The following is a 16,167-nucleotide window of genomic DNA, read 5'->3' as shown; positions in this document are numbered from 1 at the left end:
GCCGGCCCGGACACCGCTCCAAGCCTCACGCGCGCGGGAGACGGGTAAGGACAGGCACCGCTCCGGCACAGCCGCGCCTCGGCGCCGTCCGCCGCGCACGCGCACGCGGCGAACGGCGCCTCGGTAGTCCCGGGCCGGCCTACCCGCCGGACGGAGTCCCCGCGCGGCCGCCCGCGGAGCAGCTCGGTGCCGGGACGACCTCCGCGGCGGCCGGGGCCGTGCCGAGGTATCCGAAGGACACCTCGCCGCCCGGCGGCAGCTCCGCGTTCCACGGCCTCGGCGTGGCCCGTAGGAAGTCCGGTGTGGTGGACAGCGTGGCGTTCCACGCCTGCCCGACCGTGTCCCCGGACGGCACCCGCCAGGCCACCTCCCAGCCGGAGACCGGCGCCGTGCGCGTGCTGCGGACGGTGACGTCGGCCAGATGTCCCGTGCCCCAGCCCTCGACGACCCGGTGGGTCGCCGTGCAGCCGCCGTGGTTCTTGAAGTCGCCCAGCTCATCCAGCGTGATCACCCGTGGATGGTTGTAAACGTGCTCCAGATGCTCGCGCGGATTCGTCACCCCGTCGGTCAGGAAGTCGCCGGACCAGGTGACGAACCAGGCCCAGTCGGCCTGGTAGGACTCCAGCAGGTCGGGGTCCGGGATCGGGCCGACCTCGGTGAGGGCCACCAGCTTCCGGTCGTCGGCCAGCTCCACCAGCTTCTCGTAGGTCGCGCTGACCGGGCCGTGGTCGCCCGCGGGCGGGTAGGAGTCGGCGCTGACGATGTCCACGACGTCGTCGCCCGGGTACCAGGCCGGGTCCACCGAGTTCCACACCCAGATGAGGTGGTGCAGGCCGTGCACCTCGGTCATCCGCTCGTACATGATCCGCCAGAGCTCCTTGGCGGGCTCCGGCCCCTTCGCGCCCCACCAGAACCAGCCGCCCTCCGCCTCGTGCAGCGGGCGCCACAGCACGGGCACGCCCGCGTCCTTCAGCCGGGCCAGCTCGACGGCGATGGCGTCGATGTCGCGCAGCAGCAGCCGGTATTCCTCGGACTCCTTGTCCGCCAGCGCGGCCTGGAGGTCGAACGTGGTCGCGTCGGTGTAGAAGCCGCGCCACCATTCGCGGCCCGGCTCGTCGATGAGGCCGGTGGGCGCGTTCCAGTGCCACACGAACGTCGTGATGCCGCCCCGCTCGTCCCAGGCCAGCGCGTTCTCCACCTCCTGGGAGACCGTGCCGCGCTCCACGCGGCTCGGTGAGTAGTCCATCATGTCGAGCCCCGCGACGGCCGGGGTGCGGCCGATGTTCTCCTCCAGCCACGCGATGCCGGACATGTCCTGCTGCCCGCTGAGGATGCGGCTGCCGTACCCGTCGGTGAGGTAGCGCAGCAGGGCTCGCGCCTCGGGCGTGGCCTGCGGGTTCACCGGCTCGCCCGTCACCTGGTGCGGCGGGCGCGGCGGAACGGGCGCGATGGCGAGCGCGTCGATCTCGTACCAGCCCCAGCTGCTGACCACGGTGAGGGTGTTGGCCCCGGGTTCGAGCAGCACCTTCCCGGCCGCCGCGGTGGCGAACTCGGTCGTCTCGGTCAGCGTCACCTCGCCCATGCCCGCGCCGTTCAGCAGCAGTCCGGCGTTCTTCTGCCCGTACGGCGCGCGGTAGTGCACGGTCAGCTCGTACAGGCCGCCCGGGCTGTCCGGGATGGTGACCGTCACCTGGTCACCGGCCTCGTCGAAGCCCTCCACGTAGCCGGTGCCGGAGTAGCCGGGTGCCGTCGTGCCGACCGACACCCCCTGGAGTTCGCCGTCCTCGGCCTCGTACACCTCGGCCTCGGCCGGGGCGGCGGCGCCGCCCGCGGGCCCGCCCGCGGACCCGGCCGTGGCGGCTCCGGCCGTCGGCGGTGCGCCGAGCAGCGCCAGCACGCCCGCCACCGCGGCGGCCGCGCATCCTCTGACAGCAGTGCGGAGTTCCATCAGGTCCCTCACCTCCCACAGATCGTCTGGGAGCGCTCCCAACGCGGATTGCACCGCAAGCCCAGGTGGCTGTCAATGCGTCCGGCGGCGCCGGTGCCGCGGCGGACGGTCCGGGAAACCTCTTCGGGATGTGCCCACGAGCTGGCATTCTCTGCGGGGCGCGGCCCGGCGCCACGACACGACCGTGAGGAGTACCGATGACACCGCGCCAGACCCTGCGGGCCCTGGTGGACCGCATCATCCCCGAAGGGGACGGCCACCCCGGTGCCTGGGAGGCGGGCGCCGCCGGCTTCCTGCCGCGGATGCTGGCCGGCGAGGCGCGGGCCGACGCGCCCCTGATCGAGGCCGGGCTCGCCCGGCTCGACACCGAGTCCGCCGCCCGCCACGGCGGCGCCGCCTTCGCGGACCTGGACGCGGCGCGGCAGGACGGCATCGTGGCCGAGCTGCTGGCCGGACGGCCCCGCGCGCCGTGGGGCGAGGTCGCGCCCGACACGTTCGTCCTGGCGGTGATCCGGCTGTGCGCGCAGGGCTACTGGGGCGATCCGGGCAACGGCGGCAACCGGAACGCCGCCTCCTGGCGCATGATCGGATACCGGCCCGTGCCCGGAGGCGCCGCCCCGCCCGAGCCCGCCCCCGCGACGCCGCCCACGACGCCGTGGGAGCGGGTCGCGGACCGCTACGACGCCGTCGTCGTCGGCTCGGGCGCCGGCGGCGGCGTCGCGGCCTGCGTGCTCGCCGAGGCCGGGCACCGGGTGCTGCTGGTCGAACGCGGCCCGTGGCTGACGCCGGAGGAGCTGATACCCGACCACCTGCGCAACCAGCGGGGCGTTCCGCGGGTCGGCGGCGCCTACGACACCCCCGCCGGGCCCCCGGCCCGCGGCAACCCCCGGGTCCACGCCGGGCCTTCGGGGGACGAGGTGGTGTGGCCCGCCGACCCGCGCTGGTCCAACAACGCGATGACCGCGGGCGGCGGCACCCGCGTGTACGGGGCGCAGTCCTGGCGGTTCTGCGCGGAGGACTTCGCGATGGCCACCACCTACGGCGTTCCCGAGGACAGCTCGCTCGCCGACTGGCCGTTCGGCGAGGCCGACCTCGCCCCCGACTACGACCGCGCCGAGTGGGAGCTGGGGGTCAGCGGCGACCCCGCGGGCAACTCCTGTGCCGGACCGCGCGCCCGCGGCTACCCCATGCCGCCGGTGCGCCCCAACGGAACGGCCCGCGTGCTGGCCGCGGGCGCGCGGCGCCTCGGTCTCGCGACCTCGCCCGTGCCGCTGCTGATCAACTCCGTGCCCCGCGACGGCCGTGGCGGCTGCGTCGGCTGTGCGACCTGCGTGGGTTTCGGCTGCACCGGCGAGTTCAAGAACGGCACGCACAACACGGTCATCCCGCGCGCGGTCGCCACCGGCCGCTGCGACGTGCTCACCGGAGCGCAGGCCACGCGCGTGCTGACCGGCGGCCCCGGCGGGCGCGTCAGCGGTGTCGCGCTCGCCGCGGAGGCGGGCGGCCGGGTCCTGCGCCGCGAGGTCGCCGCCCGCCACGTCGTTCTGGCGGCCGGTGCCGTCGAGACGGCGCGGCTGCTCCTCAACAGCGCCTCCGACCGCGAACCGCGGGGCCTTGGCAACGCCCACGACCAGGTCGGACGCCATCTCCAGGGCCACGTGTACGCCGGGGCGTTCGGCCTGTTCGACGAGCCGGTGCAGGACTGCGTCGGGCCGGGGCCGAGCATCGCCACCAACGACTTCAGGCACCACAACGAGGGACTGGTCGGCGGCGGGATGCTCGCCAACGACTTCGTGCCGACGCCGCTGCAGACCTTCGGTACGCTTACCGCGCTCGGCGCCGTTCCGGCGTGGGGCGCGGCGGCCAAGGAGGGCATGCGCGCCCTCTACACGCGGCTCGCGCTGGTCACCGGCCCGGTGCAGGAGATCCCGCGGGCCGGCGTGCGGGTCACCGTGGACGCGGGCACGCGCGACCGCTTCGGCGTGCCGGTCGCGCGCCTGGCCGGGAACCTTCACCCCGAGGACGCGCGGAACGCGGCGTTCCTCTCCGGCCGCGCCGCCGAGTGGCTGACGGCGGCCGGGGCCACCACGGTGTTCCCGCATGGCGGGCCGCCGGCCGCGGGGCCGAGCGCGGGGCAGCATCAGGCCGGCACCTGCCGGATGGGCACCGACCCGGCCGCCTCGGTCACCGACCCCTTCGGAACAGTCTGGGGCCACGACAACCTGCACGTCGCCGACGCGTCCCTGCACGTCACCAACGGCGGCGTGAACCCGGTCCTCACCGTTCTCGCGCTGGCCTACCGGGTCAGCGGTCATATCGGTGCGGCCTGACTGCCGCCCGCCGTACGGGATTTGGACGACATTGCGGACCAACCCCAGGGCCGGTTACCGTTTTCGGATTCGCGGTCACGTCTTGTCGCCGCGCCACGGCCGGGCGCCGCCGCGCGGGAACGCGCCATCGCCCAGAAGGGGACACCGTCATGGCGCACCGCGAGGATCTGACCGGCCGCAAGGTTCAGGAACGTGCCGGCCCGCGCGTGTGCGATCTGCGGGGGGCCGCCGGTCTGCCGGAGACTCTGCGGTGGGCGGCCGGCGAGCGCGTCGTCGTCTCCGGCCTGCCGGGCAGCGGCAAGTCGACCCTCATGCTCAGGGCCCGCGGCGCCGCGGCCGTGCTCATCGACTCCCAGGAGGTCAGGGAGCGCTGGGCGCGCCGCCTGCCGCGCCGCCTCCCCTACCCCGTGTACCGCCCCGCGGTGCGCCTGGCGCACTACGCCAGGCTGTGGCGGGCGCTGCGCTCGCCGTCCGCCGTGCTGGTGCACGACTGCGGCAGAACGGCGTGGGTGCGCCGCTGGCTCGGCCGCGACGCGCGGCGCCGCGGCACCGGCTTCCACCTGCTGATCCTCGACGTGCCCGCGGACACGGCCCTGGCCGGTCAGCGCGAGCGCGGCCGGGCCGTGTCCCTGCGGGTGTTCGCCCGGCACCGGCGGGCCATCGCCCGGCTGGTCGCGGACGTGGTCGCGGGCCGGCTGCCCGCGGGCTGCGCGTCCGCGGTGCTCCTCGACCGGTCGGCGGCCGCCGCGCTGGCCGGCATCGTCTTCGCCGTGCCGGGACCGGCCGGACCGGCCGACCCCGGCACGGACGACCGCAGGCCGTCCGTGCCCCCGGGGTGCGCCGCGCGGGGTCAGAAGGAGTAGTCGTCGATGTTCTCCTCGGTGAAGACCGTCGGCGGGCCGAGGACGACCGTGCTCTCCTCGGCGATGGTGTACTCGCCCAACTCCCCGGCCGTGAACGTCTCGCCCTCCGCGCCCGTGATCTGCCCGGAGGCCAGCGCGGCGCCCGCGTAGGCGGCCAGGTAGCCGAGGTCGGCCGGGTTCCACAGGGCGAACGACTCCACGGTGCCGTCCGCGACGAACTCCCGCATCTGGTTGGGCGTGCCGAGGCCGGTCAGCGCGACCTCGCCGCCGTACTCGGAGCCGGACAGGTAGCGCGCGGCGGCGGCGAGCCCGACGGTGGTCGGCGAGACGATCCCGGCCAGGTCGGGGTAGGAGCGCAGCAGGCCCTGCGTCTCCTGGAACGACTTCTCGTCCTCGTCGTTGCCGTAGGCCACCGTCACCAGCTCGATGCCCGCGTACTCGGGCTTCGCCAGCTCCTCCTCCATCAGCGCGATCCAGGCGTTCTGGTTGGTCGCGTTGGGGGTCGCGGAGAGGATCGCGATCTGGCCCTCGCCGCCGATCTGTTCCGCGATCAGCTCGACCTGCGTCTGCGCGATGCCCTCGGCCGTCGCCTGGTTGACGAACAGGTCGCGGCACTCGGGACCGGTGTCCGAGTCGAACGTCACCACCCGCGCGCCCGCGGAGCGCGCCCCGTCCAGCGCGCCGCAGACGGCCCCCGGGTCGTTCGCGGCGATGGCGATGACGTCGGTCTGCTGCTGGGACAGCGTGTTGATGTAGCTGACCTGGGAGGAGGCGCTGGCCTCCGAGGGGCCGGTCTCCTTGTACTCCCCGCCGAACTCCTCCACGGCGACCCGGCCGCCCTCGTCCGCGACCGTGAAATAGGGGTTGTTGACCTGCTTGGGCAGGAACGCGACGGCCAGGTCCTCCGCCAGCGGCGCGGAGGGGTCGGCCTGCGCGGTGGACTCCGCGCCGTCGTCGGTGTCTTCGTCGTCGTCACCGCGCGTCGTTCCCGAGCAGGCCGCGGAGGCGAGCAGGGCCGCGCAGGCGGCCAGGGCGATGCCGATGCGCGGACCGGTACGCGGACCACCGGTGCGCGGACCGCGAGGAATCAGGTTCATCGGAAGGTTCCTTTCGCTGGTTCCTGGGTGCTTCGTGGTGCCGCGGCAAAGCCGCGGAACGCGGGCGGCTACGGGGCGTTCCCCGGCCGTGGGGGAGGGGCGGAGCCGGAGCGGGGGCGCCCGAGCCGCGCCCGCAGCAGCACCACGGCGTTCGGCACGACGACGGAGGCGATCAGCAGCGAGCCCGTGACGATGTCCAGCGTGTCGGAGGGCACGTCGGCCAGTTGCAGCGCGTTGCGCAGCGTGCCGAGCAGCAGCACGCCCGCGCACACGCCCGCCAGCGTGCCCCGGCCGCCGAAGATGGACACGCCGCCCAGCAGCACGGCGGCCACGACGGCAAGTTCGAGACCCTCGCCGTTGTCCGCGCGGGCGCTCGCGTACCGCAGCGTCCAGTACACGCCGGCCAGCCCTGACACCGCGCCGGACGCGACGAACAGCCAGAACTTCCGGCGCGCCACCGCGATGCCGGAGAAGCGGGCGGCCTCGGCGTTGCTGCCGATCGCATAGAGCTCCCGGCCCGGGGGCGTCGCGTGCAGCAGGATGCCGAAGACGACCGCGAGCAGCGCCGTGCCCACCATCGCCCAGGGCAGCGCCCCGCCGGGGACGGTCCCGACGGCGGCGTCCGTCCACTCGCCAGGGAAGTCCGCGACCGCCTGGTCGCCGAGCACGACGAACGCGAGACCGCGGTAGGCGGCCAGCGTTCCGATCGTCACCGCGAGCGACGGCAGCCCGAAGCCGGTCACGAACAGCCCGTTCACGGCCCCGAGCACCGCGCCGAGCGCCACGGCGGCCGGCACGATCAGCTCCAGCGGCCAGCCGGACAGCCACAGCTGGCCCATCACCGCGCTGCACAGGCCCAGCGTGCTCGCCACCGACAGGTCGATCTCGCCGGTGACGACGATCAGTGTCATGGGCAGCGCGACCAGGCCGATGGCCACCGCGTCCAGGAGCAGGAACTCCGCGTTGCGGCCGGTGGCGAAGCCGTCCACCAGCAGCGCCGCGCCCACCACCACCGCGATCAGCCCGAGCACGACCGTGGTGTCCCAGCGGCGCAGTACGGCGGCGAGCCGCCCGCCGCCGCGCCCCGGCGCCGGGCCCTGCGGCTCCTGCGGCTGCGCGTACAGGGTGTCATGCGCCATGGCTCGTCCCTTCCCTTGCGCGTCCCTGCGAACGGACCGCACGCGCCGCCATGCGCGCGGCGAGCAGCCGGTCCAGGCCGATCGCGGCGAGGATCAGCGCCCCGACCACGGCCTGCTGCCAGAACGGGTCGACCCGCAGGACCGCGAGCGAACTGCCGATCGTGGCGAGCAGCAGGGCGCCGAGCGCGGCTCCCCAGGCCGTTCCGCTGCCGCCGAAGATGGCCACGCCGCCGACCACGACGGCGGCCACGACCTGGAGTTCGAGCCCGGTGCCCACGGTGGCGTCCACCGTGCCGTACCTGGCCGCGTGCAGCACGCCGGCCAGGCCGGCCAGGGCGCCGCTGACCAGGAAGGCCGTGAACACCCTGCGCCCGACCGCGATGCCGGCCAGCCGCGCGGCGGCCGGCTCGGAACCGATCGCGTACAGCTCCCGCCCGCTGCGGTAGGAGGAGAGCCACACCGCCACGACGACCAGCACCGCGGCGGCGAGCAGCGCCAGGACGGGCACGCCCAGCAGCGTGGCCGTGCCCAGGTCGAGGAACGAACGCGGCATGTCCGCGGCGTTGATCTGCTCGCCCGAAGCCCAGGAGTGGTCGATGCCGCGCAGCACGTACAGCGTGCCCAGCGTGATGACCAGCGCGGGCACCCGGGCCGCGGCGACCAGCGCGCCGTTGAGCAGGCCGCACAGCGCGCCGAGACCGACACCGGCGAGCACCGCGAGCAGGATCGGCGTACCGGGCGCCGCGACGAACAGCTTGCCCGTCGCGAACGCGGTCAGGCCGAGCACCGAGCCGACCGACAGGTCGATGTTGCGGGTGACGACGACGACCGTCTGCCCCACCGCGAGCACCATCAGGATCGACGCGCTCAGCAGTACGTCCCTGATGCTCTGGGCGGACAGGAAACGGGAGTTGTCCGCCGCCGTGACCGCAACCAGCAGGGCGAGCGCCAGGAGCACGCCCAGCTCGCGCGCCGCCCATACGCGGCGCGCACCGGAGCGCGGGTGCGCCGTTCCTTCCACCGGCCGCTTCATGCCCCCGCCCCCGGCTGCCCGGTGGCGGCGAACATCACCGATTCCTCGGTGGCCCGGGAGCCCGGCAGCTCCGCGGTGATCCGGCCCTCGCGCATCACGAGCACCCGGTCGGCCATGCCCAGCACTTCGGGCAGTTCGGAGGACACCATCAGCACCGCCATGTCCTCGGCGGCGAGGCCGGACATGATCCGGTGCACCTCGGCCTTGGTACCCACGTCGATGCCGCGCGTCGGCTCGTCGAGGATCAGCACCTGCGGCGAGGTCGCCAGCCACTTGGCCAGGACCAGCTTCTGCTGGTTGCCGCCGGACAGCGTGCCCACGGCGTCGCCGAGGCCGCCGTGCCGCACGTGCAGCCGCCGGGCCAGGTCCGTGGCGGCGCGCCGTTCGCCGCGGCCGGAGAGCAGCCCGAACCTGGCGAGCGGACGCAGCCGGGTCAGCGTCGCGTTCCGCTCCACGGACAGCTCCATCACCAGCCCCTGCTGGCGGCGGTCCTCCGGCACCAGGGCGATGCCCTGCGCCATGGCCGCGGCCGGGGAGCCCGGCGGCAGGAGCCGGCCGCCGACGCGCACGTCGCCGCTCTCGTAACGGTCGATGCCGAAGACGGCGCGGACGACTTCGCTGCGCCCGGCGCCGACGAGCCCGGCCAGCGCGACGATCTCGCCGCGGCGGACGGTGAGCGAGACGTCCTCGAAGACGCCGGTTCTGGTCAGCCCGCGGACGTCGAGGACGACGTCGCCCGGCTCTACGTCCTGCTTGGGGAACAGCGCGGAGACCTCCCGGCCCACCATGCGCCGCACCACCGTGTCCACCGTGACGTCGGCGACGCGGTCGGTGGAGACCCAGGCGCCGTCGCGCATGACGGTGATGTCGTCGCACAGCGAGAAGATCTCGTCGAAGCGGTGGGATATGAAGAGCACCGCGGCGCCGCGTTCGGTGAGGCCCCTGATGACGGCGAAGAGGCGGGTGGCCTCGACGCCGGACAGCGCGGCGGTGGGCTCGTCCATCACGAAGACCTTCGCCCGGCGCGAGAGGGCCTTCGCGATCTCGACGAGCTGCTGGTCGGCGATGGACAGGCCGCGGGCCTGCCGGTCGGGGTCGATGGCGACGCCGAGCCGGGCGAAGAGGCGGCCGGCCGCCTCGTTCATGGCGCCGCGGTCGATGCGGCCGAATCTGCCGGTGGGCTGACGGCCCATGAAGATGTTCTCGGCGACCGGCAGATCGGGGAAGAGGGTCGGTTCCTGATGGATGACGGCGATGCCGGCCGCCTGCGCCGCGGCCGGGCCGTCCGGGGAGATGGGACGGCCTTCGAGTTCGAGGCCGCCGGAGTCGGGCCGGTGCACGCCGGCCAGCATTTTGACGACGGTCGACTTGCCGGCGCCGTTCTCGCCCGCGAGGGCGTGCACGCGCCCGGCGTGCAGGGCGAACGACACCCCCTTCACGGCGGCGACCGGTCCGAAGGATTTGGCGACGTCCCGTAGGTGGAGCAGTGGCGATGCGGCGGCGGGGCCGGACATGGCACTCCTTCTTCCACACGTTCTTCCACGTGCAACGCGTCGTGAAACGATTCAAACACGTGCCGAGGAACATAGGCGCGAGGTGAGGGAGTGTCAAGAGGTGCGGAACGGCCCCGCCGCCGGCCGGTCAGCCCGGCGTGTGGCTGCCGCCGCCGAGGCCGAGCTCGTGGATCAGGACCGGGAGGCCGGTGTCGAGCGAACGGTTGCCCGCGATGCCGACCGCGACGGCCCGCAGCCCGTCGGCGACGCCCGCCGCCCTGCCCAGCGGGTCGGGCGGCACCTCGCGGAAGAGGGCCAGATACAGCTCCGCGTCGCCGCCGCCGTGGCCGCCGGTGGCCTCCGGGATGGGCACCTCGCGCGCGGGCTCCCAGTGCCGCTGGAGCACCAGCCGTTCGCCCTCGGTCCTGCTGTCCTCCGCCGCGCCCGCGGTCTTCGCGGTGACGCTGGGGTCGACCGCGACGTGCCCGTCCTTGCCGGTGAGCACGGCGGCGCGCTCCACGACCTCAAGCTCGGCCCGCCCCGCCGTCCCGTTGACCGCGACCCGGTAACCCTCCCAGGGGCTGTGGGCGTTGAGGGAGTAGGAGAGGGCGGCGCCCCCCGCGTAGTCGACGACGAGCGCGAGGTTGTCCTCGATGGTGATGCCGGGGCCGAACACGTCCAGGTCGCGCAGGTAGCCGTCGTGGTGCTCGGTCTCCAGGTAGAGACGGCGCAGGCTTTCGTCGTCGCGCAGGTCCAGCAGGAACGGGTCGTCGGCGCTCCCCTCGGTCGTGCCGCGCTCGGGACGGGGACCGAGCCCGCGCCGCGCCGCGTTCTGCGCGCCGTAGAAGCGCAGGCCGCCGGAGGCGAACACGCGCCGGGGCGCGTCGTCGAGCCACCAGTTGACGAGGTCGAAGTGGTGGGACGCCTTGTGCACCAGCAGCCCGCCCGAGTTGGGCTTCTCCCGGTGCCAGCGGCGGAAGTAGTCGGCGCCGTGCTGGGTGTCGAGCACCCACTCGAACTGCACGCCGGTGACCTCGCCCACCGCCCCTGAAGCGATCAGCTCGCGCAGTGCGCTGTTCCTGGGGGAGTAGCGGTAGTTGAACGTGACGACCAGGTCCCGTCCGGTGGCGTCGAGCGCGGCGGCGATGCGCCGCGTGCCCTCGGCGTCGGTGGTCAGGGGCTTCTCCGTGATCACGTCGGCGCCGGCATGCAGCGCCCGCACGATGATGTCGGCGTGGGCGTGGTCGGGGGCCGTCACGATGACCCGGTCGATCCGCTGTTCCGTGATCATCCGTTCCACGTCGTCCGAGCCGTAGCGGGCGGGCGGGGCCACGCCCGTTCCCAGATCGCGCACGAGCTCCTGGTAGAAGTCGAGCCGTCCGGGGTTGGGGTCGAGGAACGCGGCGAGCGTGGCGACGTCCCGGTGATCGCGGCACAGGGCGCGCACGTATTCACGGCCCCGGCTCCCGGTGCCGAGGAGCGCATACCGGCGGTGGGTGCCGTTCGTCGAGGTCGGCATGGCCAACGCACTGGTCCTTTCCTGGTGGTGTGCATCCGAACACCGGATGCCTCCGGCACTCTATGGAGGTTTCCGTGGGTTGGCGAAGCATCCTGCGGATACTTGTTTGATCTCGATGCGTTCCGCGGGGTTTGCGGGGTCGAAAAAGATTTTGCATTCTCTGCATTTTTTCATACTCTGCAAGGTGTGAAGGATGCAGGCGCTCCGGTGGGGCTCAGGGAACGGAAGAAGCGGGCCACGCGAGCGGCGCTCGCCGAGGCGGCCGTGCGGCTCGCCGCCGAGCACGGCGTCGACAACGTCACCGTGGAGGCGATCAGCGAGGCGGCCGACGTCTCGCCGCGGACCTTCTTCAACTACTTCGACAGCCGGGACGACGCCTTCGTCACGATCGACGCCGAGGTCGGCACGCGGATCCGGGAGGCCGTCCTGGCCGCGCCGCCGTCCCTCGACCCGCTGACCGCGGTCCACCGCGCCTTCGCGGACGAACTGGCCGACGTCGAGAGACGTCACGAGGTGTGGAACCTGCGCGCCGAGGTGCTGAAGCAGGCCCCCCACCTGATGGTCCGCTCCCTCGGTGCCCACCTGGAGGACGAGCTCGGCCTGGCCAGAGCCATCGCCCAGCGACTCGACCCCGGCTCCCCCGAGCCGGAACGGCCCGGCCTGTACCCGCGGCTGCTGGCAGCGGTCGCCGGTACCGCGGTGCGCATCTCCATCGAGCACTGGAGCGCCGGCGGCGCCACCGTGCCGTTCCTCGCCGTGTTCGAGCGGGTCTTCACGCACCTGGCCGCCGGACTGCCGGCGCCGCCCCCCGACGACCGCTGATCCCCACGGGTCCGCGTCGGACCGCTTTCCCCTTCCCTCACCGCACAGTTCATGAAGAAGGACGTTGTGACCACAACAGAGGTGCCGGAAAACGCACCGCCGCCCATGACAGAACGCCAGATACTCCAGGCCATGTCCGGTCTCATGGCCGGCATGTTCGTCGCCATCCTGGCCGGCACCGTGGTGGCCAACGCGCTGCCCCGCATCATCACCGACCTCGGCGCGAGCCAGTCCTCCTACACGTGGGTCGTCACCTCCGAACTGCTGGCGATGACCGCCACCGTTCCGCTGTGGGGCAAGCTCTCCGACCTGTACAACAAGAAGCTGCTGCTCCAGGCTTCGCTCGCCCTGTTCGTCGTGGGCTCGCTGGTGGCCGGCTTCTCGCAGGGCATCGAGGTGCTGATCTTCAGCCGCGTCGTGCAGGGCATCGGCGCGGGCGGTCTGACGGCGCTCGTCCAGGTTGTGATGGCCGCCGTCATCCCGCCGCGCCGGCTCGGCAAGTACGCAGGGATATTCGGCGCCGTCTTCGCCGTCGGCACCGTCGCCGGGCCGCTGATCGGCGGCCTGCTGGTCGACACCTCCTGGCTCGGCTGGCGCTGGTGCTTCTTCATCGGCGTGCCCTTCGCCACCGCCGCGATCTTCCTGCTCCAGCGAACCCTGTCGCTCCCCACCCTGCGGCGGGACGTCAAGATCGACTACCTGGGCGCGTTCCTCATCGTCGCGGGCGTGTGCTCGCTGCTGATCTGGACCTCCCTCGCGGGCAACCAGTTCGACTGGGCGTCCTGGCAGACGGCCGTACTGACCGGCGGCGGCGTGCTGCTGCTCGTGGCCGCGGTGATCGTCGAGACGCGCGTGCCCGAACCGGTCATCCCGATGGGCATCTTCCGCAACCGCACCGTCACCCTGACGACCGTCGCCAGCCTGCTGGTCGGCCTGGCGATGTTCGGCGGCACCGTCTTCCTGTCCCAGTACTTCCAGGTCGCGCTGGGCAAGTCCCCGACGGTGGCCGGGCTGATGAGCCTGCCGATGATCTTCGGTCTGCTGGTGTCGTCCACCGTCGCGGGCCAGCTCATCACCGCCACGGGGAAATGGAAGATCTACCTCGTCATCGGCGGCGTGGCCATGACCGCGGGACTCGCCATGCTCGCCACCGTCGACGCGGACACCGGCTTCGGCCTGCTCAGCCTCTACATGGCCGTCCTCGGCATCGGCGTCGGCCTGCTCATGCAGAACCTGGTGCTGGCCGCGCAGAACGACGTTCCGGCCGCCGACCTGGGCGCGGCCACCTCCGTGCTGTCGTTCTTCCGCAGCATGGGCGGCACCATCGGCACCAGCGTCCTCGGCGCGATCCTGGCCAACCGGGTCGCCAGCGAGATGTCCGCCAACCTCCCGGGCGCCGAGGGCGGCGGCGAGGGCGGCGGAGGCGGGCACGGCGCCGTGCCCGACATCGCGGTGCTCCCCGCGCCGGTGCGGGAGGTCGTGCAGGACGCCTACGGCACCGCCACCGCGGACCTGTTCCTGGTGGCCACCCCGTTCGCCGCCATCGCGCTGCTCGTCGTCCTCTTCATCAAGGAGAAGCCGCTCAAGACCACCAGCGGCACCGAGCGGCTCGCCGAGGAGGCCGAGGCCGCACGGCTTCAGGAGGCCGGGGAGACGCCCGGGGAGGCGGCGACGGAGCGGGGCACCGAGCCGCGGAACCTGGCCGAGGACGGGCCGCGGGACGCCGGCGAGGCGCAGGACGAGGCACCCGTCACCCCGGCGCGCTGACGCCCGTACCCCGGGGGCCGGCCCCCGGGCACACGGACGCGAGCGATTGTGCGAGCGCCCTGGAACGCAGGCCGTCGAGGCGGCGTTCCAGGGCGACGTGCGTGCGCCGGACGGCCAGCCGCCCGGCGCACGCCGGCGCGTCCCGCTGCGACCCCGCCGCGGCGAGCGCCGCCACCAGCGCGCGGTCCGCCGCGTCGATCTCCCCGCGCACCCCCGCCAGCCCGCCGGGCTCCGTGGCCGGGCGCGACGCGGGCCGTACGGCCCACCGCCGGTGCAACGCCCGCTGCACCGTCTTGCTCGCCGCGATCTGGTCGGCGAGCACCCGTTCCGCCACGGCGGGATCGAGTCCGGCGCCCGCGGCCAGCGCGCGCCCGCGGGCGAGCACCTCGCCCTCCCGCGCCGGGTCGTCCACGGGCGTCCCGGTGGCCCACTTGACCGCGGCCACGTCGGCGGCCGTGGCCAGCCGCCGCTCGGACGCCTCGGCCACGCGGTGGAGCGGATCGGCCGGGGCCGCCGCCGCGGGCGGGGCGCCGCCGAGCAGGGCGAGGGGCAGGAGAACGGCGACGGGCAGCGCCCGCCGCAGGAGCCTGATGCCGGTCATGCGCACCGGTATACCGGCACCCCGGGGCGGCGCCCCCGCGCAGCGGCAGCTGCCACCCGGCGCACGCATTTTCCCGCGGGCTGTCCGCGGGTTCTCCGCGGCGTCGGCGCCGGCCGCCTTACCGGACGAGGACCCCTGGCGGCGCGGGCGGCAGTCGGGGTAGCGTCCGAACTCGCCCGTCGCACGCGTCACATGACGGTCTCAGCGCCATCGTCACAAGGAAGCCCCCACATTCCTGGAGTCGATATGCCACGCCGCCGGACCGGCCGCCTGCTCGCGGCCCTCGCCCTGACCGTACCGATCCCCCTGGCCCTCACCGGCTGGACGGCCGGTGCCTCCGACGACCCGGGGCAGGAGCCGCCCGCCCGGGCGGCCGCCCTCCCACTCGAAGAGCTGGCGGCGAGCGCCACCCAGGTCGCCTCCGGGCTCGCCCGCCCCACCGCCGTCGCCGCCCCGGACGACGGCAGCGGCCGGCTGTTCATCACCGAGAAGGCCGGTACCGTCCGTGCCTACGACCCCGAGGGCGGCCTCGCCGCCGAGCCGCTGCTCGACATCGGTGACCGGGTCGACAACTCGGGCAACGAGCGCGGGCTGCTCGGCATCGCCACGCCGCCCGACTTCGCCGGGAGCGGGCAGGTGTACCTGGCCTACACCGCCCTGCCCGACGGCGCGGTGACGCTGGCCCGCCACGACCTCGCGGACGGCGGCCACGAGGTGCTGCTCACCCAGGAGCACGCGCAGTACGCCAACCACAACGGCGGCCAGCTGGCGTTCGGCAGCGACGGCCACCTCTACTTCGGTATCGGGGACGGCGGCGGCGCCGGCGACCCCGCGGGCAACGGGCAGCGCACGGACACCTTGCTCGGCAAGATCCTGCGCCTCGACGTGAGCGCCACCTGCGGCGAGCTCGCCTACTGCATCCCCGAGGACAACCCCCTGGCGGGCGTCGAGGGCGCGCGCGGCGAGATCTGGTCCTACGGCCTGCGCAACCCGTGGCGCTTCTCCTTCGACCCGGCGGACGGCTCACTGTGGATCGGCGACGTCGGCCAGGGCGGTCAGGAGGAGATCGACCACATCGGTGCCGACGAGGGCGGCGCGAACTTCGGCTGGTCCTGCCGTGAGGGCCTGGAGGAGTTCAATCCCGACCAGTGCGCGCCGGACGCCGAGCTGACCGACCCGGTGTTCACCTATCCGACGTCCGTCGAGGGCTGCGCGGTCATCGGCGGCCACGTGTACCGGGGCGCGGAGTTCGCCGACCTCGCCGAGGGCACCTACGTCGCCACCGACTACTGCTCGAACACGGTGTGGGGGCTGCGCCAGGCCGAGGACGGCAGCTACGAGAGCGCGACCATCGGCGAGTTCCCCACGCAGGTCACCGCCTTCGGCGCCACGCCGGAGGGCGAGCTGTACGTGGTGAACGACCTGCCCGGCGGCCTGCACCGGGTGACGTTCTCGGCGGCGGGCGCCGAAGGCTGACGCCCCGCGCCCGCGGGCTGCCGGGCGCGCCCGGCAGCCCGGCCGGCGGGCGCCGCACCGCCCCGGTCACCGTCTCCCG

General features: G+C 73.9%; 12 protein-coding genes. 5 read left to right on the top strand and 7 right to left on the bottom strand.

Going from position 1 to position 16,167, the window contains the following annotated elements; genetic code table 11:
- Positions 1–139 precede the first annotated feature (139 nt).
- On the bottom strand, positions 140–1,948 hold the full coding sequence (locus STBA_RS03105; RefSeq protein ID WP_171987627.1) for a glycosyl hydrolase: 1,809 nt from the start codon (positions 1,946–1,948) through the stop codon (positions 140–142).
- A gap of 197 nt (positions 1,949–2,145) precedes the next feature.
- On the opposite strand from STBA_RS03105, the gene STBA_RS03100 reads away from it, so the two are divergent.
- A complete protein-coding gene (locus tag STBA_RS03100) occupies positions 2,146–4,278 on the top strand; it encodes a GMC family oxidoreductase (protein ID WP_077057752.1) in 2,133 nt (710 codons plus the stop codon).
- A 149-nt stretch (positions 4,279–4,427) separates the two neighbouring features.
- Positions 4,428–5,141: an AAA family ATPase gene (locus STBA_RS03095; RefSeq protein ID WP_077057751.1), complete on the top strand. Its 714-nt coding sequence runs from the start codon at positions 4,428–4,430 to the stop codon at positions 5,139–5,141.
- Here the strand turns inward: STBA_RS03095 and rhaS are convergent.
- From rhaS to STBA_RS03070, 5 genes are all read right to left on the bottom strand, one after another.
- Positions 5,129–6,238: a rhamnose ABC transporter substrate-binding protein gene (gene rhaS, locus STBA_RS03090; protein WP_079251685.1), complete on the bottom strand. Its 1,110-nt coding sequence runs from the start codon at positions 6,236–6,238 to the stop codon at positions 5,129–5,131. The genes STBA_RS03095 and rhaS overlap by 13 nt on opposite strands.
- A gap of 68 nt (positions 6,239–6,306) precedes the next feature.
- Complete coding sequence (locus STBA_RS03085) at positions 6,307–7,377, bottom strand: ABC transporter permease (protein ID WP_079251684.1); 1,071 nt, start codon at positions 7,375–7,377, stop codon at positions 6,307–6,309.
- Positions 7,367–8,410: an ABC transporter permease gene (locus STBA_RS03080; RefSeq protein ID WP_077057750.1), complete on the bottom strand. Its 1,044-nt coding sequence runs from the start codon at positions 8,408–8,410 to the stop codon at positions 7,367–7,369. Before STBA_RS03080 ends, STBA_RS03085 begins: the two co-directional genes overlap by 11 nt.
- A complete protein-coding gene (locus STBA_RS03075; protein WP_077057749.1) occupies positions 8,407–9,924 on the bottom strand; it encodes a sugar ABC transporter ATP-binding protein in 1,518 nt (505 codons plus the stop codon). Before STBA_RS03075 ends, STBA_RS03080 begins: the two co-directional genes overlap by 4 nt.
- A 127-nt stretch (positions 9,925–10,051) precedes the next feature.
- A complete protein-coding gene (locus STBA_RS03070) occupies positions 10,052–11,422 on the bottom strand; it encodes a Gfo/Idh/MocA family oxidoreductase (RefSeq protein WP_077057748.1) in 1,371 nt (456 codons plus the stop codon).
- A gap of 177 nt (positions 11,423–11,599) precedes the next feature.
- On the opposite strand from STBA_RS03070, the gene STBA_RS03065 reads away from it, so the two are divergent.
- Both STBA_RS03065 and STBA_RS03060 read left to right on the top strand, forming a co-directional pair.
- Positions 11,600–12,244, top strand: a complete 645-nt coding sequence (locus tag STBA_RS03065) for a TetR/AcrR family transcriptional regulator (RefSeq protein WP_077063071.1) — start codon at positions 11,600–11,602, stop codon at positions 12,242–12,244.
- A 105-nt stretch (positions 12,245–12,349) separates the two neighbouring features.
- Entirely contained in the window at positions 12,350–14,011 is a 1,662-nt protein-coding gene (locus tag STBA_RS03060) for an MDR family MFS transporter (RefSeq protein ID WP_171987855.1), read from the top strand.
- Here the strand turns inward: STBA_RS03060 and aroQ are convergent.
- A complete protein-coding gene (aroQ, locus tag STBA_RS03055; protein ID WP_253194498.1) occupies positions 13,995–14,612 on the bottom strand; it encodes a gamma subclass chorismate mutase AroQ in 618 nt (205 codons plus the stop codon). The genes STBA_RS03060 and aroQ overlap by 17 nt on opposite strands.
- 246 nt (positions 14,613–14,858) lie before the next feature.
- On the opposite strand from aroQ, the gene STBA_RS03050 reads away from it, so the two are divergent.
- Complete coding sequence (locus STBA_RS03050; RefSeq protein WP_077057747.1) at positions 14,859–16,088, top strand: PQQ-dependent sugar dehydrogenase; 1,230 nt, start codon at positions 14,859–14,861, stop codon at positions 16,086–16,088.
- Positions 16,089–16,167 lie beyond the last annotated feature (79 nt).

Source organism: Streptomyces sp. MP131-18 (assembly GCF_001984575.1).
Taxonomy (GTDB): Bacteria; Actinomycetota; Actinomycetes; order Streptomycetales; family Streptomycetaceae; genus Streptomyces; species Streptomyces johnsoniae.
Note: the sequence above shows the minus strand (reverse complement) of the source record. Positions and strands in the feature narration are given on the sequence as shown.